At 66.6% G+C, this 25508-nt stretch carries 19 protein-coding genes and 3 rRNA genes; 11 read left to right on the forward strand and 11 right to left on the reverse strand.

All coding sequences use genetic code 11. The annotated features are described in order from the left end of the window. Positions 1–24 precede the first annotated feature (24 nt). Complete coding sequence (pstS, locus tag ACYUED_RS20170) at positions 25–1152, reverse strand: phosphate ABC transporter substrate-binding protein PstS (RefSeq protein WP_491293676.1); 1128 nt, start codon at positions 1150–1152, stop codon at positions 25–27. 319 nt (positions 1153–1471) lie between these two features. On the opposite strand from pstS, the gene ACYUED_RS20175 reads away from it, so the two are divergent. Beyond that, the gene (locus ACYUED_RS20175) at positions 1472–3022 is read left to right on the forward strand and encodes an FAD-binding oxidoreductase (protein ID WP_491293677.1); all 1551 of its coding nucleotides are present in this window, start codon (positions 1472–1474) and stop codon (positions 3020–3022) included. 246 nt (positions 3023–3268) lie between these two features. On the opposite strand, the gene ACYUED_RS20180 is transcribed toward ACYUED_RS20175, so the two are convergent. Both ACYUED_RS20180 and ACYUED_RS20185 read right to left on the reverse strand, forming a co-directional pair. After that, positions 3269–3976, reverse strand: coding sequence for a phosphatase PAP2 family protein (locus tag ACYUED_RS20180; RefSeq protein ID WP_491293678.1), 708 nt, complete (start codon positions 3974–3976; stop codon positions 3269–3271). Positions 3977–4196: 220 nt separating this feature from the next. After that, positions 4197–5204 carry a C40 family peptidase gene (locus ACYUED_RS20185; protein ID WP_491293679.1) on the reverse strand — a complete coding sequence of 336 codons (1008 nt, stop codon included), beginning with the start codon at positions 5202–5204 and terminating at the stop codon, positions 4197–4199. Positions 5205–5296: 92 nt separating this feature from the next. On the opposite strand from ACYUED_RS20185, the gene ACYUED_RS20190 reads away from it, so the two are divergent. Continuing rightward, the gene (locus tag ACYUED_RS20190) at positions 5297–5983 is read left to right on the forward strand and encodes a hypothetical protein (RefSeq protein WP_491293680.1); all 687 of its coding nucleotides are present in this window, start codon (positions 5297–5299) and stop codon (positions 5981–5983) included. Between the two features lie 16 nt (positions 5984–5999). On the opposite strand, the gene ACYUED_RS20195 is transcribed toward ACYUED_RS20190, so the two are convergent. The 3 genes from ACYUED_RS20195 to ACYUED_RS20205 form a co-directional block, all read right to left on the reverse strand. Beyond that, positions 6000–6779, reverse strand: coding sequence for a trypsin-like serine peptidase (locus tag ACYUED_RS20195; protein WP_491293681.1), 780 nt, complete (start codon positions 6777–6779; stop codon positions 6000–6002). A 44-nt stretch (positions 6780–6823) separates the two neighbouring features. Continuing rightward, positions 6824–7129, reverse strand: coding sequence for a hypothetical protein (locus ACYUED_RS20200; protein ID WP_491293682.1), 306 nt, complete (start codon positions 7127–7129; stop codon positions 6824–6826). A 222-nt stretch (positions 7130–7351) separates the two neighbouring features. Further along, entirely contained in the window at positions 7352–7795 is a 444-nt protein-coding gene (locus ACYUED_RS20205; protein ID WP_491293683.1) for an ATP-binding protein, read from the reverse strand. Between the two features lie 230 nt (positions 7796–8025). On the opposite strand from ACYUED_RS20205, the gene ACYUED_RS20210 reads away from it, so the two are divergent. Together ACYUED_RS20210 and ACYUED_RS20215 are read left to right on the forward strand one after the other, a co-directional pair. Continuing rightward, positions 8026–8820 carry a helix-turn-helix domain-containing protein gene (locus tag ACYUED_RS20210; RefSeq protein ID WP_491294338.1) on the forward strand — a complete coding sequence of 265 codons (795 nt, stop codon included), beginning with the start codon at positions 8026–8028 and terminating at the stop codon, positions 8818–8820. 10 nt (positions 8821–8830) lie between these two features. Continuing rightward, the gene (locus ACYUED_RS20215; RefSeq protein ID WP_491293684.1) at positions 8831–9190 is read left to right on the forward strand and encodes a DUF397 domain-containing protein; all 360 of its coding nucleotides are present in this window, start codon (positions 8831–8833) and stop codon (positions 9188–9190) included. A gap of 15 nt (positions 9191–9205) precedes the next feature. On the opposite strand, the gene ACYUED_RS20220 is transcribed toward ACYUED_RS20215, so the two are convergent. Beyond that, a complete protein-coding gene (locus ACYUED_RS20220) occupies positions 9206–9721 on the reverse strand; it encodes a putative immunity protein (RefSeq protein WP_491293685.1) in 516 nt (171 codons plus the stop codon). Positions 9722–10074: 353 nt separating this feature from the next. Here ACYUED_RS20220 and ACYUED_RS20225 point away from each other — a divergent pair, with 353 nt between their 5' ends. From ACYUED_RS20225 to ACYUED_RS20255, 7 genes are all read left to right on the forward strand, one after another. Then, positions 10075–11448: a S53 family peptidase gene (locus ACYUED_RS20225; RefSeq protein ID WP_491293686.1), complete on the forward strand. Its 1374-nt coding sequence runs from the start codon at positions 10075–10077 to the stop codon at positions 11446–11448. 518 nt (positions 11449–11966) lie between these two features. Continuing rightward, complete coding sequence (locus ACYUED_RS20230; protein ID WP_016436843.1) at positions 11967–12275, forward strand: DUF8827 family protein; 309 nt, start codon at positions 11967–11969, stop codon at positions 12273–12275. A 185-nt stretch (positions 12276–12460) separates the two neighbouring features. After that, the gene (locus ACYUED_RS20235) at positions 12461–13294 is read left to right on the forward strand and encodes a DUF8175 domain-containg protein (protein ID WP_491293687.1); all 834 of its coding nucleotides are present in this window, start codon (positions 12461–12463) and stop codon (positions 13292–13294) included. Continuing rightward, the gene (locus tag ACYUED_RS20240; protein ID WP_491293688.1) at positions 13284–14615 is read left to right on the forward strand and encodes a hypothetical protein; all 1332 of its coding nucleotides are present in this window, start codon (positions 13284–13286) and stop codon (positions 14613–14615) included. Before ACYUED_RS20235 ends, ACYUED_RS20240 begins: the two co-directional genes overlap by 11 nt. Then, complete coding sequence (locus ACYUED_RS20245; RefSeq protein WP_491293689.1) at positions 14612–16171, forward strand: SCO6880 family protein; 1560 nt, start codon at positions 14612–14614, stop codon at positions 16169–16171. The genes ACYUED_RS20240 and ACYUED_RS20245 overlap by 4 nt, the downstream gene beginning before the upstream one ends. A gap of 13 nt (positions 16172–16184) precedes the next feature. After that, a complete protein-coding gene (locus ACYUED_RS20250) occupies positions 16185–17612 on the forward strand; it encodes an ATP-binding protein (protein ID WP_491293690.1) in 1428 nt (475 codons plus the stop codon). A 16-nt stretch (positions 17613–17628) separates the two neighbouring features. Beyond that, positions 17629–19134, forward strand: a complete 1506-nt coding sequence (locus tag ACYUED_RS20255) for a type IV secretory system conjugative DNA transfer family protein (RefSeq protein WP_491294339.1) — start codon at positions 17629–17631, stop codon at positions 19132–19134. Positions 19135–19138: 4 nt separating this feature from the next. Here ACYUED_RS20255 and ACYUED_RS20260 read toward each other — a convergent pair whose 3' ends face one another. The 4 genes from ACYUED_RS20260 to ACYUED_RS20275 all read right to left on the reverse strand — a co-directional run bounded on the left by ACYUED_RS20260 (position 19139) and on the right by ACYUED_RS20275 (position 24934). Continuing rightward, positions 19139–19696 (reverse strand): GNAT family N-acetyltransferase, encoded by a 558-nt coding sequence (locus tag ACYUED_RS20260; protein ID WP_491293691.1) that lies wholly within the window; start codon positions 19694–19696, stop codon positions 19139–19141. A gap of 70 nt (positions 19697–19766) precedes the next feature. Further along, positions 19767–19883: ribosomal RNA gene (gene rrf, locus ACYUED_RS20265) — 5S ribosomal RNA — on the reverse strand. Between the two features lie 91 nt (positions 19884–19974). After that, positions 19975–23092 (reverse strand): 23S ribosomal RNA (locus tag ACYUED_RS20270). 316 nt (positions 23093–23408) lie between these two features. Then, a 16S ribosomal RNA gene (locus ACYUED_RS20275) occupies positions 23409–24934 on the reverse strand. The 16S, 23S and 5S rRNA genes sit together here, the layout of an rRNA operon. Between the last annotated feature and the right edge of the window lie 574 nt (positions 24935–25508).

A 25508-nucleotide genomic window follows, 5' to 3' on the forward strand; every position in this document is an offset into this window, starting at 1 on the left:
CCGGGACCGGACCGCACGCTCAGATCAGCTAAGGCCCTCGATGGTGGTACGGACCTTGGAGATGATGTCGGCGGGGATGGGGGCGTACTTCAGGTTGGCCAGGACACCCTGGCCGTCCTCGGAGGCGATGTAGCGCAGGAACGCCTTGGTCGCCGGGAGGGTGTCGGCCTTGTTGCCCTTGTCACACGCGATCTCGTACGTGACCAGGGTGATCGGGTAGGCGCCGTCGGCCTTGGTCGCGTAGTTCAGCTGGAGCGACAGGTCCTTGCCCGTGCCCACGACCTTCGCGTCGGCGATGGCCTTGGAGGCGGCGTCGCTGCTCGGGGCGACCGGCGCGCTGGCACCCGTGTTGATGCTGACGGCCTTCACGCCGTCGGCGACGTAGGAGAGCTCGAAGTAACCGATGGCGCCGTTGGTCTGCTTGACCTGGGCGGCCACACCGGAGGACTGCGCAGCGGACTGGCCGCCCTTGGCCTGCCAGGCCTTACCGCCCGAGTACGTCCAGTCGCTCGGGGAGGCGGCCTTCAGGTACTTGGTGAAGTTGTCCGTGGTGCCGGACTCGTCCGAGCGGTGGAACGCCTGGATCTTGAGGTCGGGAAGCTTCGCGCTGGGGTTCAGCTTCTTGATCGCCGGGTCGTTCCACTTGGTGATCTTGCTGTCGAAGATCTGCGCAAGGGTCTTGGCGTCCAGGACCAGGTTGTCCACGCCGGAGAGGTTGTAGCCGACCGCGATCGGGCCGCCGACCATCGGAAGGTCGATGCCCTGGCCGCCGGAGCAGACCTTCTTGGAGGCGGTGACCTCTTCGGGCTTCAGCGCCGAGTCGGAACCGGCGAAGGCGAGCTGGCCCTGGGTGAAGGAGGTGACACCCGCGCCGGAGCCGCCGGCCTTGTAGTTGATCTGCACACCGCAGGCCTTGGAGAACTGCGCCACCCAGGCGTCGATCGCGTTCTTCTGTGCCGACGAACCGTCCGAGAGCAGCTGGCCCTTGGCGCTGTCGCACTTGATCGAGCTGGCCGCGCCCGTGGCGGGCGCGCTGCTGCCGCCGTTGCTGCCGCTGGTGTCGTCCGAGCCGCACGCCGTGAGGACCAGGGCGCCCGAGGCGGCGATGGCACCGAGGGCGATGGCCCGCCGATTCATGCGCTGAAGCTTCACTTGAAAGAGTTCCTTCCAGGAGCCGCCGTCCTGAATACGGCGGCGTGCGGAGTAGAAGTCCGGATTGACGAGGGGTCACGCCCGCAGAGGCGCGACCCGCATCAGGTAAGGCCGAAAGTAGGCAGATCAGGTGAAGGCACCTACGGCCGTAAATGAACGAGAGGTGAACCCCTGCAGTCGGTGTGGTTAGGTCACGGAATGCTCACGGGGAGAGCACATGAGGGTTCCGGCCTCACGGTGACACAGGGGTGACAATTCCCTCGGAACCCGAGGGGTCGGTGAGCCGTCTCGTTCCCCGAGAGCCATCGGGAGGCGCAACATGGAACGTCGTACGTTCATAGGAGGCGGCGCGGCCGCGATCGCCGCGGTCGCCACGACCGCGTGCAAGGGCGGATCCGCCGACGCGGACGCCAGTGCCTCCTCATCTTCCTCCAGGACATCACTGCGGGCCACCGCAGCAGCGGCCGCCCCGGCGAACTGGACGGCGCTCTCCCACGACCTCGACGGCACCCTGGTCCGGCCGGGTGAGGCGAAGTGGGCCACGGCCCACCAGCTGTACAACACCCGCTTCGACGGGCTGAAACCCGCGGCGGTGGCCTACGTCGCCCATGCCGACGACATCCGGACGACCCTGGCGTACGCCCGCGCCCACCGCATCCAGGTCGCGATCCGCAACGGCGGCCACTCCTACGCGGGTTGGTCCTCGGGCAACGGCAAGCTGATCGTCGACGTCTCGAAGCTGAAGCAGATCCGGGTGAGCGGTGGTCAGGCGGTCGTCGGCGCCGGCTCCAAGCTGATCGACGTCTACCGCGGGCTGACCGCGAAGGGCGTGACGATCCCCGCGGGCTCCTGCCCCTCGGTCGGCGTCTCCGGCCTGGTCCTGGGCGGCGGCCACGGCGTGGTCTCCCGGGCGTACGGCCTCACCTGCGACAGCCTCACCCAGGCCACGCTGATCACGGCGGACGGCAAGGAGCTGACCGCCAACGCGAGCGAGAACAAGGACCTGTTCTGGGCCCTGCGCGGCGCGGGCAACGGCAACTTCGGCGTCGTGACCGAGCTGCAGTTCAAGACGCACCCGGCGCCGCAGGCGGTGTCCGCTTACGTGACCTGGCCCTGGTCGAAGGCCGCCGCCGTGGTGAAGGCGTGGCAGGAGTGGGGTCCCGACCAGCCCGACGAGATCTGGTCCTCCTGCCACCTGGAGAACGGCGGCTCGCCCAGCGTCTCGGTCGCGGCGTTCTCGATCGGCACGTACGGGGAACTGCAGAACGCGATCGACTTCCTGGTCTCGAAGGTCGGCTCACCGGCCCGCAGCGCCACCCTGAAGCGGCACACGTACGAGGGCGCGATGGAGGCGTACGCGGGCTGCGGGTCCTTCGCCACCGAACCCCAGTGCCACCTGCCCGGCACCACCCCGAACCGCAACCCGCAGGGCGCCCTGGGCCGGGAGACCTACGCGGCCCGCTCGGACTTCTTCGACCGCTCGATCTCCGCGGCCGGCATCCAGACGCTGCTCACCCGCATCAGCTCGGTCCCGGGCGGCTCCGGCAGCATCGCCCTGACGGCCCTCGGCGGCGCGGTCAACCGCGTCTCCCCCACGGCGACGGCCTTCGTCCACCGCCGCTCCCGCATGCTGGCCCAGTACATAGCGTCCTGGGGCTCCAGCAGCACGGGCACCTCCGCCCGGTCCTGGCTGACGTCGACCCACAACGCGATGCAGCCGTACGCCTCCGGCGCCGCGTACCAGAACTACACGGACCCGACGCTGACGAACTGGCGCAAGGCCTACTTCGGGGAGGCGGCGACGCGCCTGACGGCCGTGAAGAAGCAGTACGACCCGAACCGCTTCTTCACGTACCCGCAGGCGCTGTAGCCCGAGCCGGGCCATAAGGGGCGCGGGGAACCGCGCACCTTCACGGGGCACGGGGCACTGCCCGTCTTCCGGGGCACGGGAAACCGCCCGTCTTCAGAGGCGCGGGGAACCGCGCACCTTCAGGGGCGCGGGGCTGTCATCACTGTGCGGCTCCGCCGCGTGGGCGCGACCAACCACGACGAACCCGCAGCCAACCGACCGCCCCTGCCCCCGCCAGGCGGAAACCGGCAGAACCCGGCGAACCGCTCAGGCGGCGAGGTCCCGCTCCTCCGACCCCGTCGCCTCGGACCTGGCACCCGGGATCACGGCGCCCCGCCCCAGGGCCGAGCGCGAGCGGGACCGCACCAGCCACCCACCCCAGGACGACCGCTCGACGGCGGTCAGCACGGGCGTCAGCAGGGCCATGGCGAAAGGCGACAGCAGCAGCGCGACCGCCGTGCCGAGTGCGAAGCCGCCGACCACGTCCGTCGGGTAGTGCACGCCCATGTAGACCCGGCAGAACCCTTCGAGCAGGGCCAGCCCGATGCCGGCGAGCCCGAACTTCCGGTTGGCGACGAACAACCCGACCGCCATGGCCATGGTGATCGTCGCGTGGTCGCTCACGAACGAGAAGTCGGTCTTCCCGGAGACCAGGACGTCGAGCCCCTGGTGGGTGCGGAAGGGCCGGGGCCGCTCCACGAAGCCTCGTATCGGCACGTTCACCAGCACCGCGAGCGCGGCGGCCAGCGGCGCCCACACCAGCGCGGCCACGGAGGACGCGGCGTCCTCGGCGCCCCGTCGCCGCACGGACCACCAGCACCACACCACGAGCAGCACCATGGCCACCAGCAGCCCGTACTCCCCGACGAACTCCATGACCCGGTCGAACCAGTGCGGCGCTTCCTTGGCCAGGCCATTGATGTCGTAGAGCAGGTCGACGTCGGGGTTCGACCCGGATTCGGCGAGTCCAGCCATGGTCCTGCGGCCCCTTCGTCGTCTGCTGCCGGGCGCGCTCGCGCACGCCCGCTCACCACCCCCGTGGCTGTGGATCACGTTGTAGACAACTGCTCAGATGACTACGGGAACAGGAACGCACGGTCCCGGTTAATACGTTCCACACTCCACCGAATGATCACGCAGACGTTATCGAAGAGATACTCATTACTGCAGCTCAGGGGGTGGGTTCACGCTCGGTTCACACCGTCGTGGGGAGCGCTTTCGCGCCATCTTCGGTGACCCTCGTGGCCCCGAAGTAGTCTGTGCCGTCGATCGGGTCGAACCGGATCACGGCACCCGTCCTCGGGGCGTCGATCATGTATCCGCCGCCCACGTAGATGCCCACGTGGTGGATGGCCCGGGAGCTGGTCGGGTCCTTCGAGAAGAACACGAGGTCTCCGGGCAGGAGTTCCTCCCGCTTCGGGTGCGGTCCCGCGTTGTACTGGTCGTTGGCGACCCGCGGCAGCGTGACACCGACACTCTCGAACGCGGCCTTCGTCAGCCCCGAGCAGTCAAAACGCCCGTTGTCGGCGCTGGTCCCCTCCCCGCCCCACAGATAGGGCGTGCCGAGCTTCTTCTGCGCGTAGTAGATGGCGCCGGCGGCCTGCTTGGACGGATCGACCCGGGTGACGGGCGCCGCGAAGCTCTCCTCCAGCGTCGTGATCGTCTTGACGTAGTTCCGGGTCTCCTCGTACGGCGGCACGCCCCGGTACTTGATCACCGCGTAGGACCCCGCGTTGTACGAGGCCAGCATGTTTTCAGTCAGATTCCCGGGTACGTCCTTCACGTACGAGGCGAGCTGGCAGTCGTAGGACGCGGCGGACGGAATGGCATCCTCCGGATTCCAGACGTCCCGCTTGCCGTCGCCGTTGCCGTCGACGCCGTGCGTGGCCCAGGTCCCCGGGATGAACTGCGCTATCCCCTCGGCGGCCGCCGCGCTCCTCGCGTTCGGGTTGAACCCGCTCTCCTGGTAGAGCTGGGCGGCGAGCAGCGCGGGATTGAGGGCGGGGCAGAGGTTGCCCCACCTCTGCACGATGGTCGAGTACGCGGCGGGCACGGCCCCCTTGGCGAGCGCCTTCGTACCCCCGCCCACTCCGTTGACGATGTTCCCCGCGACGATGTACACGCCCACGACGAGCAGCATCACGAAGGCCATGGCCGAGCCGACGCCGACGGTCGCTACGATCCATGCCTTACGCACCGTCAACCGCCCCTCGCCGCCCGGGAGTCCGTTCGCCCACGTCAGTGTAGGGGCGCGTCCGGCGTTCCGGGGTGAGCGCACAGAAGGAGAACCCGCACGTGGCGACGCCTTACCCGCCCCAGAACCCGGCCCCGGGCAACCCCTACGCCCGGCAAGACGGTTACGCGCCAAATGGGACCCCGTCCGCGCCATATGGCGCCCCGAACGCGGCGTACGGACAGCAGCAGGGCCACGCGCAGGGGCCGTACGGACAACAGGCCCACCCGCAGCAGGCGTACCCGCAACAGGCCTACGGACAGCAGCCGTACGCACAGCAGCCGGGTGCCGGCCAGGCCGCCGCGCCCCAGGGATACGCCCCCGCCCCGCAGGGCCACACCCGGGGATACGCCCCCGCGCCCGGTCCCGTCTGCCGTGTCTGCGGCGCCGGCCCGGCCGGAAACATCACCGTCCGCCAGCACACGGGCATGGTCCTCGCGATGCGCTTCTCCAAGATGGAGGGCCCGCTGTGCCGCTCCTGCGGGGTCGCGATCCACCGGGACATGACCACCAAGACCCTCGCCGGCGGCTGGTGGAGCCCGGTCTCCCTGGTCTTCTTCGGCTGGGCGACCCTGCTGTGGAACCTGGTGGTCCACTTCCGTCTCGCGAGGCTGCCGCAGCCGTCGCCGTCCCCCACGGGCGTCGTCATGGACCCGGGCAAGCCGATCCACCGACGCCCGCTCGCCTACGTACCGGTCCTGCTGCTGGCCTTCTGGATCGCCCTGTTCATCGTCAACGCGTCGAGTTAGTCGGCGCCCGGCCGGATCAGGGATCGCCGGCGGCGTCCCGGTACAGCTCCGCCGCCTCGGCGCCGAGCACGACGCTGTACGAGATGTCGGGCGTGAGCCCGCCCTGCTCGTGTCCGCCCAGGATCCCGACGACCTGCTGGTCCCCGTTGACCCAGGGACTGCCGCTGGTGCCTCCCGTGAGGCCGGGACACTCGATCCGCTGCTGCGTACGGCTGTGCGTGGTCGGTTTGTTGGTGCAGCTGACGGGCACCTCGCCGGAGCTGGGATACCCGGTGACGGTGACGGCGGTGGCCCCGGTCGCCACACCGGCCACGAACCGGTTCCCGCCGACGACGTCCTCGACGCCCTTGCCGCCCTTGTCACCGAGGACGGCGAAGGCGACGTCACTGTCCTCGTGCTGCCCCTTGGCCCACCCATGGGGCAGGAAGGCCCTGCGGACCGTCCACACCCCGTGCGGCGCCTTTCCGTCGCGGTACCCGGGCACGAACACGACGTCCCCGTCGCCGATGTCGTCCAGGCAGTGGGCCGCGGTGACGACGAGATTGCGGTTCGGGCTGTGCACGACGGAGGCGGTGCAGAAGTGTCCGCCCGCGAGGGAGGATCTTCGCTCGGCCCCGAAGAGCGCCCCGACTCTCGCGCTCTGCGCGCTCACAGCCGCGACAGCGGTCACTCCGAACGGTCCGGGACCGTCGTCGGCAGACGCCAGGGAGGCGGAGGTGAGGGCAGGCACGAGCAGCACGACGGCGGCGTACACGGGCGTCGCTGTGCGGCGGCTGATGCGTGAGGTGCGCTTCATCGGGCACCACTGTGTCCCATGAAGGTGAGAAAAGGGTCTGCCGTTCACTGAGATCTCTCCGTGAATGGCCCCTTCTTTCGCCGAGGGTCGCGGGGAGAGGCGCCGTACACCGGAAGGTCGTCGGTGACGATCTCCAGGTCCGGCCCTTCGGGCGGGACGGCGCTCTCAAGCCGCCGTCGCAGCCGCTTCACCACGCCCGCGTGCTTGCCACGCGAAGTCGGGGACGTCACGAGCCTTCCTCCCCTGATCTGCACCCGCAGACCCGTCGCGGCCTCGATCGTCTCGGCGGCCTCGCGCAGATTCCCGGGACGGGGACGCCGTACGGACTGGCCACTCGGTGACACGGACATGGCTCGCCACCTCCGTCCCTCGGCCTCATCGGCATCGGCCTCATCGGCTGCGTGAGCGGGGGCGTTGGGAGATCCACCATCCCGCTCGACGTCGAATCCACCGTACTGTGCGGTCGACTCCCTCGCCTCCGCGTCGCGCTCCTCGCATCCGCGGCCGACCCTCCTGACCTGCTGTTCTGCCCTCACCACATCACCCCTCCATCACGCCACGAGCACACACCGTCACCATAGGTCACCCCACTGACACTCGGCCCACAGCAGCTTCCCGCCCTTCGAGGCGCCGAGTTCCCGCAGCACGGAAACCCCGACCGCGTCCGCACACTCCCGCACGAGGTGCAGCCCACGTCCGCCCTCGGCGTCCTGCGGCGGCAGCGCGGGCGGCGGACCGCCGTCCGCGAACCCGGACGGGACCCTCGGGTCGGTGTCCCATACGGCCACCCGGAGCCGCCCGGTTTCCATCGGCAGGACACGGAGGGCGTAGGGCCCACGGGTGTGCCGATGGGCGTTGGCCAGGAGCTCGGCGGCCAACAGCTCGGCGGTGGGCGCGAGTTCGGTGAGCCCGTGGGCGGCGAGGACGGTACGGAGGGTGGCACGGGCGACGCCGGGGGCGCGTGGGTCGTGCGGGAGTTGGAGGGTGTAGGCCCAGGACGGGGATACGGTGGCCATCGGAAGTCTCCGATCACTGTGGGGAGTTGGGCTGTGACCCAGTGACGGCGCCGCCCCGTCGGGCGGTGTTCTTCTGGGCCCAGTTGTAAGGTAGCGGCGCACAGTGAAGGTATTAACCAATATCCAGGAATCTTCTTCACTGTCATCCGTGTGAGTGACAACAAGGAGGCGGCAAGCCCGTGAGGAACCCAACGGGTCGCCAACTGCGTTTCGGTGCGGAGCTGCGGAAACTGCGCGAGCGTGCAGGCTTGAGTTCCACCGAGGCCGGTCAACTCCTGGGCATCAAGCAGGCACAGGTCAGCAACATGGAGGCCGGTCGCGTCGGCGTGAGCCCCGAGCGGGTACGCACCATCGCCTGCCACTACGACTGCTCCGACAAGGCCCTCATCGAAGCGCTCAGCGTGATGACTTCCGAGCGCACGCGCGGCTGGTGGGAGCAGTACCGGGAGCTCCTGCCCGACTCACTCCCCGACCTCGCCGAACTGGAGCATCACGCGCAGTCGTTGCGGGACGCCACCACGGCCCGTATCCCCGGCCTCCTCCAGACGCGCGAGTACGCTCTCGAGATCTTCCGCCAGGCAGTCACCGAACTCTCCCCGCCTGACATCGAGCACCGCCTCTCGTTCCGCATCAAGCGACAGGCGGTCCTCTTCCGCGAGGAAGACCCGACCCCGTACGAGGCGATCGTCCACGAGGCCGCCCTGCGCATGAAGGTCGGCGGACCCACGGCCACCCGGCAGCAGCTGAAGCACCTGCTCGACATGAGCGAGCGCGACCACATCACCCTGCGCGCCATCACCTTCGAGGCCGGCGCCTACCCGGGATCCGGGCAATCGATCCACTATGCGCACGGTCCGGTACCCCAACTGGACACCGTCTACCTCGACCAGGCCCATGGCCTCGCGTTCCTCGGCGCCGAAGCACAGTTGCACAAGTACCGCACGCTGTTCGACCGGATCGACGCCGTGTCACTGAGCCCGGATGAGACCCGATCCCTCATCGCCAACCTGATGCGAGAGTTGTGAGGCACCCCGAATGAACTGGCAGAAGTCGTCGTACTGCTCCGAAGGCGCGTCCTGCGTCCACGTCGCCGCCGCCCCCGAAACCATCCACATAACCGAATCCGGCGACCCGACCGGCGTCATACTCACGGCCACCCCCGCCGCCTTCGACACCCTCCTCGCCGCGCTCAAAAACGAACCGCGCGACCCGCACCCCCCGACGCACCCCCCGATACACCCCCTGCTCCAGGTCACCTACGGCGACGAGGACACCGTCCGCATCCACAGCACCGCCGCCCCGCACACCGCCGTGACCACCGACCGCGCCAAGTGGAACGCCTTCGTACTCGGCGTACGGGCGGGCGAGTTCGACCACTTCGCAGAGGCCGGCTGAAGCCCGCTTCAACAGTCAGCAGTCGAACACCGACCAGCAGATGTCGTTGCGCAGCCGCTGGTCATCAAGCACGAGCTCTCGGATCGCCTCCGGGAGCTGATCGCGCTGCCACTGACACTCCAGTCGCCCCGCGGCCTCACTCCCGTCTCCCGGTGCCGCCGCACGTGCCGCCTTGATCGCGTAGGCGGCCGCGCCGAGTTCGTGAGCGGCGACGTGGGCGACGGCCCCGGCCTGGCCGGCGGCGTACGCGGCATGGCGTGCCGCCCCCCGCAGATCTCTGGCCGCCCCCATCGCATGGCCGCCCGCCGCGCGAGCCTGCATCATCCGGACCTCGCCGCGCACCCATGCCCGCGCGTGCTCGATCGCCTGACGCGGCCGCGGGTCCCCGGGCCGGGCCGACTCGAAGAGGCCGAGAACGTGCTCGGCACACGAGGCAGCCCACAGAGCGAGGAGACGGTGATCCGCGTCAGTGAGAGTCCCACCGCGGCGGATCGTCACGAAGCGAGGGTCCCGGACCTTCGGAAGGATCACGACACCCAGAGTGATGGCCGGGCACTTCTACGGCAAGCACGGCGGCGCACGGCAGAGCACCAACAGGCGAGCGAGTGACGCGCGTAACCCTGTCCACCGCCTGCCCACTCCCTGTCCATTTCCTGTCCCGTGCCTGTGGGCGAAGTCAAGCCACCCCCATCCCCCCTCCACAGCCCCGTCATTGATCGGTAAGCCCCAACCCCCTTCAGTAATACGGAAGTCAGAATTCCGAAACGGTCTTGTTTGTCGCGTACTCAACAAGCGATGGTCTACGCGGGTCGCCGCCCCTGCCGGACACCTCCGGCAGTCCCCCCACCGCAGGCCTCTGCCCACCACGCCCAGGAGGCTGTACGTTGCGTACGACCACCCCCAACTCCCCCCACATATCCGGCAGATGGCGCCGCATCGGCTCGGCAGTCGCCGCCACCGCGGCCCTCGCCCTCGCCGGATTCGGCACCGCCGTTCACGCGAACGCCGCCACCACCGACGCGATCCCCGCCACCCACAAGGTGAGCACCAAGGCGATCGCCGCCCAGGTCGCCAAGGCCCACGTGCAGTACACGAAGGCATGCGCCGCGACCCCGAAGAAGGGCTACGCCGCCTGCAACGCGCTCCGCGTCACCGGCGGCACCACCGCCTTCATGGAGAAGCAGGCCGCGCTCAAGGGCAGCACACCCAAGACCGTCAAGCCGAACGCCGCCTCCGACACCCCGACCGGCTACGGCCCCTCGGACATCCAGTCCGCCTACGGCCTGACGGACGCGGCCGCCTCGAACGGCTCCGGCAACACCGTCGCCGTCGTCGACGCCTTCGACGACCCCAACGCCGCAGCCGACCTGGCGACCTACCGCGACCAGTACGGCCTCCCGGCCTGCACCACCGCAGGCGGCTGCTTCAAGAAGGTCAGCCAGACCGGCTCGACGACCTCCCTCCCCTCCGCCGACAGCGGCTGGGCCGGTGAGATCTCCCTCGACCTCGACGTGGTCAGCGCGACCTGCCCGAACTGCAACATCCTCCTCGTGGAGGCGAAGTCCGCGAGCGACGCCAACCTGGGCACGGCGGTGAACGAGGCCGTCAAGCTGGGCGCCGGGTTCGTCTCCAACAGCTACGGCGGCGCCGAGTCCTCCTCCGACACCACGTACGACACCTCGTACTACAACCACCCGGGCGTCGCCATCACCGCCAGCGCCGGCGACAGCGGCTACGGCGCCGAATACCCGGCCGCGTCGAAGTACGTCACCGCGGTCGGCGGCACCGCCCTCAAGACGTCTTCCAACAGCCGCGGCTGGACCGAGAGCGTCTGGAACACCAGCAGCACCGAGGGCACCGGCTCCGGCTGCTCCTCCGTCGACGCCAAGCCGACCTGGCAGACCGACACCGGCTGCACCAAGCGCATGATCGCCGACGTCTCCGCCGTCGCCGACCCCGCCACCGGCGTCTCCGTCTACGACTCCTACGGCTCCGACGGCACCGGCTGGAACACCTACGGCGGCACCAGCGCCTCGTCCCCGCTCATCGCGTCGGTCTACGCCCTCGCGGGCACCCCGGGCAGCGGCGACTACCCGTCCCAGTACCCGTACAACGCGGCCGGCACCTCCGCCCTCAACGACGTGACCAGCGGCAGCAACGGCTCCTGCTCCACCAGCTACTTCTGCACCGCGAAGTCGGGCTACGACGGCCCGACCGGCTGGGGCACCCCCGAGGGCCTCGGCGCCTTCACCGGCTGAGCACACGGCACCACACCGCACGACCTCCCCGTCGGGTCACGGGGAGCCGCCCGAAGTGAGGAGAACGTGGGGTCTCCTCGGCGGCACGGAAAGGGAAACGGGTCACGGCAGCCGGCCGCGGCCCGTTTCCCCACGTCTTCGTCCCCGGTCACCATGGGCCGACCGACTGACCCTCCGTCACCGAACGGGCCCCGGCGACCAGCTGCGGCCCATTCACCGTGCCGGGATACCCTTCACCCGGAGAACAGCGGCACGACCGCTCCCTCGACCAGCCCGTCAGAAACGGCCCAGGTCATGAGTGGGGTCAACGACGGAACCCCACCACGGGTTCCGCTCAGGCCTCATTGCCCGGCGTAACATGCCGTGATACACAGAGTGACCTAAGTGCTATTCGTACGAAACCTGCCAAGCAATGGCGCCAAGTCGACATACGACGGCAGCATTGTCGGCGAGAATGAGCTGACCTCTGCACCCCCGCAGGGGGACTGCAGAACTACCCACCAGGGGCGGTGACTTACATGCTCTTTGCGGCCGACAAGGGAGACATCAACACCATCATCGGCGGGATCGCTCCGGACTGGGGCCCCTTCGGCAGCCTGGGCAACGAGGCGAAGGTGATGATCGAGGTCGTGATGGCGGTCGCCATCCTGCTCTGTCTCGGCCTCGCCGTCTGGGGCGCAGCGAAGCAGCGCATCGGCGCGACAGCGCTCCGCGACACCTTCAGCGCCGAACAGGGCAAGGGCCTGATCATCGCCGGCCTTACGGGAGTCTTCATCATCGGTTCCCTGGGCACGCTCTTCACCATCGTGTACGGCATGGCTGTCTAGCAGGCTGTTTGCGGCAGGCGTCCTCCCGTCCGCTCCGGGCACGCCCGGCCCCCCACCACCCACCCGCCCGTCGTGCCCACCGGCTGAGGTTGCGTTTCCCTGATGTCGAGTCACCACACCGCGCCCGCGCGGGAACCAGCACGGCTACCGTCGTATGTCTACGAGCTGGAGAGGGCGTACACGGCATGAGTCTCGGAGACGAGCACGAGGCCTCCGGCGGTTACGGCGGCACGGGCCAGACCCGAACACGACTGCCCGAGTCGGGCGGCGACGTGTACGGGGGCGCACGGCGCGGCGGCCGGTCGTCGTCCCGGAGCCTGATCACGGTGGTCGGCGTGGTGGTCCTGCTGATCGCAGCGATCGCCTTCGCGAACCGCGGAGGAGACGATTCCTCTTCGGCCGACGGAGCCGGAGACAGGCCGAAAGCCTCCACAACGGCAGCAAGCGGCACGAAGCCGGTGCAGTCCAAGGCGGGCGGGATCTCGACCGGGTATGCGCACGACCAGCAGGGGGCACAGAGCGCGGCTGCGAACTACTCGATCGCGCTGGGCTCGGCCGACATGTTCAACGCCGCCAGTCGGCACGACATCGTCAACACCGTATACGCCCCCGATGTCGCCACCGCGCGGCAGGCAGACCTCGACAGCGCCTACTCCAGCGAGAAGTTCCTGAGCAACATCGGCCTCGACAAGGACGGCAGGGCGCCGAACGGCCAGACATTCGTCTCCCGTGTCGTTCCGGTGGGCACCAAGGCCACGTCATTCAGCGAGAGCGCCGCCACCGTCGAGGTTTGGTACACATCGCTCTTCGGCCTCTCCGGTGAGGCCTCGACCAACCCGGTGTCCGAGAGCTGGTACACCACGACGTACCAGCTGAAGTGGATCGACAACGACTGGAAGGTCACCGACTTCCAGCAGAAGGACGGACCCGTGCCGGTCGGGCGCGACCAGAAGGCTTCCACCGCCGACGACATGACGAAGGCTGTCGAGGAGTACGGAGGCTTCACCTATGCGCGCTAACCACCGCTTCCTCAAGGTCTCGGCCGCTGTCGCCACTGTCCAAGCCACCACCGTGCTGTTGGCCACCCGCGCCTTCGCCGCACCCACGCCCAACCCGACGACGAGCAACGACCCCTGCGACCTCATCCGCGGCCCCGCCAAGGACTACTGCGAACGCGGCAGCGGCGCAAAAGGCAGCGGCACCGGCCCGTCCATCGACCCCACCGGCACCCTCGACCCCCTCTCCTCCCTGGCCAAGGGCTGCGCCGACGCCGCCTCCTGGACCATCGGCAAGCTCAGTGACGCCGTCAAAGAGACCGCGAACGTCGACTTCACCAACAGCAAGTTCCTGCAGCAGTACGCCGTGGTCTTCGCGGCCTCCACGATCCTGACCCTCCTGCTGTGGCTGCTCGCCGTGGCCAAGCGGGCCGTCCGAGGTGTCCCCCTCACGACGGCCATCTCGGAGGCGATCGGGTTCCTCTGGCTGACGGTCCTGGCGTCCGCGTTCACGCCCCTGATCCTCTACACCGTCGTATCGGCGACCGACGGCGTGACCGACGTCCTCGCGAAGACCACCGGCAACCAGACGGACACCTTCTTCGGCACGTTCTCCGGCGCCCTCGACAAGGGCGAGAACATCGGCGGCGGCCCCATCATGCTGATCGTCGTGTCCCTGGTCAGCATCCTCGCCGCGGGCGTCCTCTGGCTGGAGCTGGTCATCCGCGCCGCGCTCCTCTACGTCGGCGCCCTCCTCGGCACCGTCGTCTACGCCGGCCTGGTCGACAAGAACCTGTGGGGCCACGTCCGCCGCTGGGCGGGCATCATGATCGCCGTGATCCTGGTGAAGCCGGTCATCGTGATCGTGCTCGGCCTCGCGGGCGCCCTCTCCTCCGACAACGGCCCGAACTCCTTCTCCGCGGTCGTCTCCGGACTCGCGATCATCCTGCTCGCCATCTTCGCCAGCGCGATGATCTACCGCTTCGTCCCGGGCTTCGGCGACGAGATCGCGAACGGCCGCAACAACCGCATCATGCAGGGCGCCGAGGGCAAGGCCGCCGCGGTCATCAGCTCCCCGGCGACCATGGTCGCGCAGGGCATCAAGACCCACAGCGCCCGCGCCAACGACAACGGAGGCGGCGGCCAGTCGTCCTCCGGCGGCGGCCCCCGCCCGTCCAACCCGGTCAGCGGCGGCGTCGCCGCCCACAGCACCCGTTCCTCGAACGGCGGTGCCGGCGGATCCGTCCCCTCCGCCGCACCCGCACCCCGTTCGTCGAGCCCGGTGAACACCCCGCACGCCGGCAACAACCGCAACAGCAGCAGCACGGGAGGTGAAGGGCGTTGACGACCGAGTCCCACCTGTCCCATCCGGTCACGCCCCGCCGTACGTATCTCATCGGCCGCGCCCGGCCGAACGCGATCGTCGGCCGCAACCGCGAGTCCGGCGAGATCGCGCTCATCGTCGGCGGCGCGTTCCTCGGCATGATGTGCGGGCTCCTGGTCCCCGTCCTCTCCCTGCGCATCGTGCTGCTGATGGGCTTCCCGCTGCTCGCGCTGGCGGTCGTCTACGTGCCGTACAAGCACCGCACGTTCTACAAGTGGTTCGAGATCAACCGCAGTTACAAGCGCACCCTGAAGCAGGGCACGCTCTACCGCAGCAACGTCATCGAGGCCGGCACCTACCTCGACGGGCGGGAGGTCGAGATCGGGCCGCCGCCGGGGATCGGCCGCATCACCTGGCTGGCCGCCCCCTTCGGGCCCGACGAGATCGCCGTCCTGCTCCACGCCGACCGGCGGACGGTGACCGCCGCGATCGAGATCGAGGGGCCGGGCGTCGGCCTGCGCGACTCCGAGGACCAGGAAGCCCTCGTCGACCGCTTCGGCACCCTCCTCAAGCACGTGGCCAACGGCGACGGCTTCGTCACCCGCCTGCAGATGCTCGCCCGCACCCTCCCCGCCGACCCGGACGCCCACGCCAAGGACGTCTCCGTACGCGGCGACGAGAAGGCACCGGCATGGCTGCAGGGCTCGTACGACCAACTGCAGTCGATGGTGTCGACCAGCAGCGAACAGCACCGCGCCTACCTCGTCGCCTGTATGCACTTCACCCGCGACCTCGCGGCCGAGGCACAGGCGATGGCACGCGCGGCCCGCCCCCAGAGCGGCCGCAAGGTGGACCGGGACGCGGGTCTCGCGGTCGTCATGGCCCGCGAGCTCACCGACATCTGCTCCCGCCTCCAGGAGGCGGACATCCGCGTACGGCAGCCCCTCGGCCAGGGCCGCCTCGCCTCCCTCATCCACTCCATGTACGACCCCGACCACCCGATCGACCACATCCAGGCGATGACGAAGCGCAACGCCTGGCCGGCCGAACTCGACGCCATGCAGCCCACGTTCCTCCAGGCCAAGACCCGGGAATCCAGCACCCGCGCTCCCTGGTGCCACGCCACGGCCTGGGTGAAGGAATGGCCGATGACCCCGGTGGGCGTCAACTTCCTGGCCCCGCTCCTGGTCCACACCCCGGACGTCATCCGAACGGTCGCCGTGACGATGGATCTCGAACCCACCGAGGTAGCCATCGAACGCATGCTGACCGAGAAGACCAACGACGAGGCCGAGGCCTCCCGCGCCGCCAAGATGAACCGCACCGTGGACCCCCGTGACGTCGCCGCCCACAACCGCCTGGACCAGCGCGGTGAGGACCTCGCGAGCGGCGCCGCGGGCGTGAACCTCGTCGGCTACATCACCGTCTCCTCTCGCAATCCCGAAGCCCTGGCCCGCGACAAGCGGACCATCCGGGCGTCGGCCGGAAAGTCGTACCTGAAGCTGGAGTGGTGCGACAGAGAGCACCATCGCGCCTTCGTGAACACGCTTCCGTTCGCCACCGGCATCCGAAGGTAGGGGCTGAGTTCTGATGCGGGATCCGATGTCCGTCCTCACCGACGCCTTCACGGGCTTCCTCTTCGGAAAGGTCGAGACGACCCGACTGCCGGTGCGCACGTCCACGGGCCAGGCCCAGGCGGTCTACCTCCCGACCGCCGCCCCCGGCCTCGGCGACTCGGGCGTCATCATCGGCCGCGAGGTCTACTCCGGCAAGGGCTACATCTACGACCCCTTCCAGCTCTACGGCCAGCAACTGCCCGCCCCCCACTGGCTGGTCCTCGGCGAGTCCGGCAACGGCAAGTCGGCCCTGGAGAAGACGTACGTCCTACGCCAGCTGCGCTTCCGCGACCGCCAGGTCGTCGTCCTCGACGCCCAGGGCGAGGACGGCGTCGGCGAATGGAACCTGATCGCGCAGGAGCTGGGGATAACCCCCATCCGCCTGGACCCGATGGCCGCCCTGGACATGGGAATCCGCCTCAACCCCCTCGACCCGGCGATCACGACCACCGGCCAGCTGGCCCTCCTGCGCACCATCATCGAGGTGGCGATGGGCCACGGCCTCGACGAACGCTCGGGCTTCGCCCTGAAGGTCGCGCACGCCTACGTCAACGAGACCATCGTCGAACGCCAGCCGGTCCTCACGGACATCGTCGAGCAGCTACGGCACCCCGAACCGGAGTCGGCCGAGGCGATGAACGTCGCCATAGACGACGTGCGGGCGTGGGGCCTGGACGTGGCGCTGGTCCTGGACCGCCTGGTCGACGGAGACCTGCGCGGCATGTTCGACGGCCCGACGACGGTCGGCATCGACCTCGACGCACCCCTCATCGTGTTCGATTTGTCCCACATCGACCGCAACTCCATCGCCATGCCGATCCTGATGGCGATCGTCGGCGTATGGCTGGAACACACCTGGATCCGCCCCGACCGGAAGAAGCGCATCTTCCTGGTCGAGGAGGCCTGGCACATCATCAGCAGCCCCTTCGTGGCGCAGCTGTTCCAGCGGCTGCTGAAGTTCGGCCGACGGCTCGGTCTGTCCTTCGTGGCGGTGGTCCACCACCTGTCCGACGTGGTCGACGGGGCGGCGGCGAAGGAGGCCTCGGCGATCCTGAAGATGGCGTCGACGCGGACGATCTACGCCCAGAAGACGGACGAGGCGCGGGCCACGGGACGCGTCCTGGGCCTGCCGCGCTGGGCCGTGGAGATCATCCCCACGCTCACCCCCGGCATCGCGGTGTGGGACGTCAACGGCAACGTCCAGGTCGTCAAACACCTCATCACCGAGACGGAACGCCCACTCGTCTTCACCGACCGCGCCATGACGGAGTCGTCCGCCGAGCGCGACCTGACCCTCGACGCCATGCGCGCCGCCGAGTTGGAGGCGGAGGAGCGCGCGGCCGCCTTCGTGGAACAGCACCTGAGCGACTTCGAGGGACCGTCCGAGTCGACGGTGGCGTAGCGGGAGGCTGGACGTGGTGAGACCGGACGACCACAGGCGGGAAGGCAGGGAGGGCCGGGGCGGCATCCCGGACGGGCTCCTGATCGGCATACTCGCCTTCCTGCTCGGCATGACCCTGCTCGTGTGGTCGGCCACGGGTCTCGCGGGCTGGTTCGCCAGGGACAGCTGGCCGGACGGCGTCACCTTCACGCGCACACCTCTCGCCATGCGCCACCTCATCGGCGAACCGCACGACATCCCCGGCGCCTGGCCCGAGACGCCCCAGGCCCAGCTCTCCGGATACGGGCTGTTCTGGGGCCTGTTCATCGGCCAGTTGATGGTGCTGTTCGTCCTGACCGTGTTCTCGATGGGAACGTTCGTACGCTGGCGAGCGGTCCGCCAGAAGCGCCGAGCCGCAGAGGCCGTCGCGTTCGAGGCGCCCACGCGCGCGACGAGCCCCGCACCCGAGCCGATTCCGGGCCACCACGAGGTCCCGACCCCAAGAGCAGCACCGCCGTCACCACCCCAACCGGAACCGACTCACCTCCGCCAGGAAGCGGCACCCGCACCCGAGCCCGCCACCTCGCCGTTCGCCGGCGAACCGGTCATGGTGGGGGGACAGGAAAAGATCCTGGTGGCCCCACGCGAGAGCCGCCAGGCCACCGCAACCCAGGCCGTACGCGACGCGGAAGGCCCGGCCCTCGTCATCACCTCGAACCCGGCGGTCTGGACGGACACAAAGGACGCCCGATCAAAACTGGGCCCCGTCCTCCTCTACGACCCCGCCCACCTCTGCGACACCCCTGCCCGCCTCCACTGGTCCCCCACCAGCGGCTGCGAGGACAAGCAGACGGCAACAGCCAGAGCCACCGCGCTCCTCGCCCCGGTCCGCCCGACGGCCAAGCTCGACCAGGCCCTGTCAGCGACAGCCGAAACGCTCCTGCGCAGCTATCTGCACGCCGCCGCCGTCGACGGCCGCACCACCCGCCACGTCCACCGCTGGTCCCAGGGCTCCCAGGTCCAGGACGCGGTCCGCATCCTCCGTACGAATCCCAAGGCGGCTCCCGGCTCCGCGGGCGAACTCGAGGCCGCGCTCACCGCGCATCCCGAACGCCGGGACATGGCCCAGGAGTTGACCAGCCGAGCCCTCTCCGCCCTCTTCACGGTCAACATCCGCGAGGCCTGCACTCCCAACCGAACAGATGCCCTCGCCTTGGATTCCTTCGTCCATGAAGGGGGCACGCTTTATGTGGTGGGTGAATCCATCGAGGACCCCAGAACCGACCCAGGCGCGATGCCCCTTCTGACGGCCCTCGTCTCAAGCGTGGTCGAGCGCGGCCGGCACATGGCCGAACGGTCATCCTCCGGTCGCCTCGACCCACCACTGACGCTCGTCCTCGACGACGTCGCAGCCGTGGCTCCACTTCCCCAGCTCCCGGAGCTACTGGCCAACGGAACGGAGCGGGGGCTGCCTACGCTGGCCCTGCTCCGCTCCCGGGAACAGGGCCGCGCCCGCTGGCCGCACGACGAACTGCCGGTGTAGCGCCTCAGCTTGCGTCGCGCTCCAGCACGAACTCCAGCTCCAGCTCCTGCCCACCGGCGCTCGTCGCCAGCGGCACGGTCCGCCCGCTGGGCAGGAACCCCGCCCTGCGGTAGAAGGCCTGAGCCCGCCCGTTCTCCTCGTGCACGATCAACCGCACCCGCTCGACGCCACGCGCCCACGCCCACTCCAGTCCGGCGTCGAAGAGCACCTCGGTCAGACCGATCCCCCGGAGCTCGGGCCGTATGAACACCCCGACGACATGCCCCTGCCTCCGCTCGATCGGAAAGCCGGCCCAGTCCGTCGCCCCGGGCTCCTCGATCAGCACGGTCAGTGTCCCCACCCACTCACCGTCCGGCCCCTCGGCAATAAACTGCTGCGCACCCAAGGCACCCTCGGCACCGCCGGCCGTACGTTCCCGCCAGAAGGAATCCGGGTGAGCCAGCGCCTCCTCGTAGGTCTCCAGGAAGGCGAGATGCGCGGCCGGATCCTGCAATGCGACAAGCCGCAGCGCCTTCGCCTCAACCCACTCGTCGGCACGTACGGGACGGATCTTGTAGTTCATGTCGGATACGGTATCTGAACGCAGAAAACCCCCGGACCGGTATCCCCGGCCGGGGGTTTTCTCACAATTTGTTCGGCGGCGTCCTACTCTCCCACAGGGTCCCCCCTGCAGTACCATCGGCGCTGTAAGGCTTAGCTTCCGGGTTCGGAATGTAACCGGGCGTTTCCCTCACGCTATAACCACCGAAACACTATGAAACTGTTCAGCCGCACCGTTGTCGTGGCCCGACAACGGGGCTGTTCGTGGTTTCAGAACCAACACAGTGGACGCGAGCAACTGAGGACAAGCCCTCGGCCTATTAGTACCGGTCACCTCCACCCATTACTGGGCTTCCAGATCCGGCCTATCAACCCAGTCGTCTACTGGGAGCCTTACCCCATCAAGTGGGTGGGAATACTCATCTCGAAGCAGGCTTCCCGCTTAGATGCTTTCAGCGGTTATCCCTCCCGAACGTAGCCAACCAGCCATGCCCTTGGCAGAACAACTGGCACACCAGAGGTTCGTCCGTCCCGGTCCTCTCGTACTAGGGACAGCCCTTCTCAATATTCCTGCGCGCGCAGCGGATAGGGACCGAACTGTCTCACGACGTTCTAAACCCAGCTCGCGTACCGCTTTAATGGGCGAACAGCCCAACCCTTGGGACCGACTCCAGCCCCAGGATGCGACGAGCCGACATCGAGGTGCCAAACCATCCCGTCGATATGGACTCTTGGGGAAGATCAGCCTGTTATCCCCGGGGTACCTTTTATCCGTTGAGCGACGGCGCTTCCACAAGCCACCGCCGGATCACTAGTCCCGACTTTCGTCCCTGCTCGACCCGTCGGTCTCACAGTCAAGCTCCCTTGTGCACTTACACTCAACACCTGATTGCCAACCAGGCTGAGGGAACCTTTGGGCGCCTCCGTTACTCTTTAGGAGGCAACCGCCCCAGTTAAACTACCCATCAGACACTGTCCCTGATCCGGATCACGGACCCAGGTTAGACATCCAGCACGACCAGACTGGTATTTCAACGACGACTCCCCCTGAACTGGCGTCCAGAGTTCACAGTCTCCCAGCTATCCTACACAAGCCGAACCGAACACCAATATCAAACTGTAGTAAAGGTCCCGGGGTCTTTCCGTCCTGCTGCGCGAAACGAGCATCTTTACTCGTAGTGCAATTTCACCGGGCCTATGGTTGAGACAGTCGAGAAGTCGTTACGCCATTCGTGCAGGTCGGAACTTACCCGACAAGGAATTTCGCTACCTTAGGATGGTTATAGTTACCACCGCCGTTTACTGGCGCTTAAGTTCTCAGCTTCGCACGCCCGAAAGCGCACTAACCGGTCCCCTTAACGTTCCAGCACCGGGCAGGCGTCAGTCCGTATACATCGCCTTACGGCTTCGCACGGACCTGTGTTTTTAGTAAACAGTCGCTTCTCGCTGGTCTCTGCGGCCACCCCCAGCTCAGACAGAAAATGTCATCACCAGTGATGGCCCCCCTTCTCCCGAAGTTACGGGGGCATTTTGCCGAGTTCCTTAACCATAGTTCACCCGAACGCCTCGGTATTCTCTACCTGACCACCTGAGTCGGTTTAGGGTACGGGCCGCCATGAAACTCGCTAGAGGCTTTTCTCGACAGCATAGGATCATCCACTTCACCACAATCGGCTCGGCATCAGGTCTCACCCACATGCCATCCGGATTTACCTGGATGACGGGCTACACCCTTACCCCGGGACAACCACCGCCCGGGCTGGACTACCTTCCTGCGTCACCCCATCACTCACCTACTACAAGTCTGGTCCGTCGGCTCCACCACTTTCCATTCCCCGAAGGGTCCGGAACGGCTTCACGGACTTAGCATCGCCTGATTCAATGTTTGACGCTTCACAGCGGGTACCGGAATATCAACCGGTTATCCATCGACTACGCCTGTCGGCCTCGCCTTAGGTCCCGACTTACCCTGGGCAGATCAGCTTGACCCAGGAACCCTTAGTCAATCGGCGCACACGTTTCTCACGTGTGTATCGCTACTCATGCCTGCATTCTCACTCGTGAACCGTCCACCACTGCCTTCCGGCGCGGCTTCACCCGGCACACGACGCTCCCCTACCCATCACAGCGGGCGTTGGCCCTCATGCTGCAATGACACGACTTCGGCGGTACGCTTGAGCCCCGCTACATTGTCGGCGCGGAATCACTAGACCAGTGAGCTATTACGCACTCTTTCAAGGGTGGCTGCTTCTAAGCCAACCTCCTGGTTGTCTGTGCGACTCCACATCCTTTCCCACTTAGCGTACGCTTAGGGGCCTTAGTCGATGCTCTGGGCTGTTTCCCTCTCGACCATGGAGCTTATCCCCCACAGTCTCACTGCCGCGCTCTCACTTACCGGCATTCGGAGTTTGGCTAAGGTCAGTAACCCGGTAGGGCCCATCGCCTATCCAGTGCTCTACCTCCGGCAAGAAACACACGACGCTGCACCTAAATGCATTTCGGGGAGAACCAGCTATCACGGAGTTTGATTGGCCTTTCACCCCTAACCACAGGTCATCCCCCAGGTTTTCAACCCTGGTGGGTTCGGTCCTCCACGAAGTCTTACCTCCGCTTCAACCTGCCCATGGCTAGATCACTCCGCTTCGGGTCTTGAGCGCGCTACTAAAACGCCCTATTCGGACTCGCTTTCGCTACGGCTTCCCCACTCGGGTTAACCTCGCAACACACCGCAAACTCGCAGGCTCATTCTTCAAAAGGCACGCAGTCACGAGAATGTGCAAGCACATTCCGACGCTCCCACGGCTTGTAGGCACACGGTTTCAGGTACTATTTCACTCCGCTCCCGCGGTACTTTTCACCATTCCCTCACGGTACTATCCGCTATCGGTCACCAGGGAATATTTAGGCTTAGCGGGTGGTCCCGCCAGATTCACACGGGATTTCTCGGGCCCCGTGCTACTTGGGTGTCTCTCAAACGAGCCGCTGATGTTTCGACTACGGGGGTCTTACCCTCTACGCCGGACCTTTCGCATGTCCTTCGCCTACATCAACGGTTTCTGACTCGTCTCACGGCCGGCAGACCGTAAAAGAGAGATCCCACAACCCCGTATACGCAACCCCTGCCGGGTCTCACACGCATACGGTTTGGCCTCATCCGGTTTCGCTCGCCACTACTCCCGGAATCACGGTTGTTTTCTCTTCCTGCGGGTACTGAGATGTTTCACTTCCCCGCGTTCCCTCCACTTGCCCTATGTGTTCAGGCAAGGGTGACAGCCCATGACGACTGCCGGGTTTCCCCATTCGGACACCCCCGGATCAAAGCCTGGTTGACGACTCCCCGGGGCCTATCGTGGCCTCCCACGTCCTTCATCGGTTCCTGGTGCCAAGGCATCCACCGTGCGCCCTTAAAAACTTGGCCACAGATGCTCGCGTCCACTGTGCAGTTCTCAAACAACGACCAGCCACCCATCACCCCGCCACACTCGGCGAGTTCACTGGGGCCGGCATCAGAAGGGCAAGCAACGCTCGCACCCTCAGACACCCAACAGCGTGCCCGACCCAGATCTCGTCCGAAGATCATGCTTTCCACACTCTTGCGAGCAGTACCGGCAGCCTCCGACCCGTGAACCGGACCGAATAATCAACGTTCCACCCATGAGCAACCACCGTCGAACGTGTGCCGACGTAATGGCCCTGGACCACCAGGCACGCCTGGCGGTCTAGATGCTCCTTAGAAAGGAGGTGATCCAGCCGCACCTTCCGGTACGGCTACCTTGTTACGACTTCGTCCCAATCGCCAGTCCCACCTTCGACAGCTCCCTCCCACAAGGGGTTGGGCCACCGGCTTCGGGTGTTACCGACTTTCGTGACGTGACGGGCGGTGTGTACAAGGCCCGGGAACGTATTCACCGCAGCAATGCTGATCTGCGATTACTAGCAACTCCGACTTCATGGGGTCGAGTTGCAGACCCCAATCCGAACTGAGACCGGCTTTTTGAGATTCGCTCCACCTCACGGTATCGCAGCTCATTGTACCGGCCATTGTAGCACGTGTGCAGCCCAAGACATAAGGGGCATGATGACTTGACGTCGTCCCCACCTTCCTCCGAGTTGACCCCGGCGGTCTCCTGTGAGTCCCCATCACCCCGAAGGGCATGCTGGCAACACAGGACAAGGGTTGCGCTCGTTGCGGGACTTAACCCAACATCTCACGACACGAGCTGACGACAGCCATGCACCACCTGTACACCGACCACAAGGGGGGCACCATCTCTGATGCTTTCCGGCGTATGTCAAGCCTTGGTAAGGTTCTTCGCGTTGCGTCGAATTAAGCCACATGCTCCGCTGCTTGTGCGGGCCCCCGTCAATTCCTTTGAGTTTTAGCCTTGCGGCCGTACTCCCCAGGCGGGGAACTTAATGCGTTAGCTGCGGCACCGACGACGTGGAATGTCGCCAACACCTAGTTCCCACCGTTTACGGCGTGGACTACCAGGGTATCTAATCCTGTTCGCTCCCCACGCTTTCGCTCCTCAGCGTCAGTAATGGCCCAGAGATCCGCCTTCGCCACCGGTGTTCCTCCTGATATCTGCGCATTTCACCGCTACACCAGGAATTCCGATCTCCCCTACCACACTCTAGCTAGCCCGTATCGAATGCAGACCCGGGGTTAAGCCCCGGGCTTTCACACCCGACGTGACAAGCCGCCTACGAGCTCTTTACGCCCAATAATTCCGGACAACGCTTGCGCCCTACGTATTACCGCGGCTGCTGGCACGTAGTTAGCCGGCGCTTCTTCTGCAGGTACCGTCACTTTCGCTTCTTCCCTGCTGAAAGAGGTTTACAACCCGAAGGCCGTCATCCCTCACGCGGCGTCGCTGCATCAGGCTTTCGCCCATTGTGCAATATTCCCCACTGCTGCCTCCCGTAGGAGTCTGGGCCGTGTCTCAGTCCCAGTGTGGCCGGTCGCCCTCTCAGGCCGGCTACCCGTCGTCGCCTTGGTGAGCCATTACCTCACCAACAAGCTGATAGGCCGCGGGCTCATCCTTCACCGCCGGAGCTTTCAACCACCACCCATGCGAGTGACAGTGATATCCGGTATTAGACCCCGTTTCCAGGGCTTGTCCCAGAGTGAAGGGCAGATTGCCCACGTGTTACTCACCCGTTCGCCACTAATCCACCCCGAAGGGCTTCATCGTTCGACTTGCATGTGTTAAGCACGCCGCCAGCGTTCGTCCTGAGCCAGGATCAAACTCTCCGTGAATGTTGTCCCGTAATCGGGATGACACCACGAGAGCGGAACAGCCGGGCGGAATAAGCCCAGCCGTTCACAGCGTCCTCGCTGTGTTTTACTTCAAAGGAACCTCGACCACCGGAAGATTCCGGCGGACGGGGTATCAACATATCTGGCGTTGATTTTTGGCACGCTGTTGAGTTCTCAAGGAACGGACGCTTCCTTTGTACTCACCCTCTCGGGCTTTCCTCCGGGCGCTTCCCTTCGGTCTTGCGTTTCCGACTCTATCAGACCGTTTCCCGATCCGATTTCCTCGGTGCTTTCCAGGTTTCCGCTTTCGCGTTTCCCTTTCCGGCGGTTCCGACTCTATCAGATCCTTTCGGGCCTGACTCCCAGTCAGCGGGCTTGTCCTCGCGGCCGTTGGGCCGTTCCGACGTCTCAAACCTTAGCGGATTCCTTGGGCAGTTCCTAATCGGGCTGCCCGCCCCAAAGTGAATTGAATTTCGGCATGCCGAAAGCAATCCCGTTGGGAGGTTGTGCTGATGGTTTGAGGTGCCGCTCGTGCGGCGGAGGTGCTGTCGCAGAACCGTTACGGCCCCGTGGC

This window comes from Streptomyces sp. DF42 (genome assembly GCF_058267695.1).

Excerpts from the sequence above, each read along its gene's own strand:
- ACYUED_RS20260 (WP_491293691.1), bottom strand. The coding sequence starts at position 19,696 with ATGAACTACAAGATCCGTCCCGTACGTGCCGACGAGTGGGTTGAGGCG.
- ACYUED_RS20240 (WP_491293688.1), top strand. The coding sequence starts at position 13,284 with ATGCGCGCTAACCACCGCTTCCTCAAGGTCTCGGCCGCTGTCGCCACT.
- ACYUED_RS20230 (WP_016436843.1), top strand. The coding sequence starts at position 11,967 with ATGCTCTTTGCGGCCGACAAGGGAGACATCAACACCATCATCGGCGGG.
- ACYUED_RS20195 (WP_491293681.1), bottom strand. The coding sequence starts at position 6,779 with ATGAAGCGCACCTCACGCATCAGCCGCCGCACAGCGACGCCCGTGTAC.
- ACYUED_RS20215 (WP_491293684.1), top strand. The coding sequence starts at position 8,831 with ATGAACTGGCAGAAGTCGTCGTACTGCTCCGAAGGCGCGTCCTGCGTC.
- ACYUED_RS20180 (WP_491293678.1), bottom strand. The coding sequence starts at position 3,976 with ATGGCTGGACTCGCCGAATCCGGGTCGAACCCCGACGTCGACCTGCTC.
- ACYUED_RS20200 (WP_491293682.1), bottom strand. The coding sequence starts at position 7,129 with ATGTCCGTGTCACCGAGTGGCCAGTCCGTACGGCGTCCCCGTCCCGGG.
- ACYUED_RS20250 (WP_491293690.1), top strand. The coding sequence starts at position 16,185 with ATGCGGGATCCGATGTCCGTCCTCACCGACGCCTTCACGGGCTTCCTC.
- ACYUED_RS20205 (WP_491293683.1), bottom strand. The coding sequence starts at position 7,795 with ATGGCCACCGTATCCCCGTCCTGGGCCTACACCCTCCAACTCCCGCAC.
- ACYUED_RS20235 (WP_491293687.1), top strand. The coding sequence starts at position 12,461 with ATGAGTCTCGGAGACGAGCACGAGGCCTCCGGCGGTTACGGCGGCACG.
- ACYUED_RS20175 (WP_491293677.1), top strand. The coding sequence starts at position 1,472 with ATGGAACGTCGTACGTTCATAGGAGGCGGCGCGGCCGCGATCGCCGCG.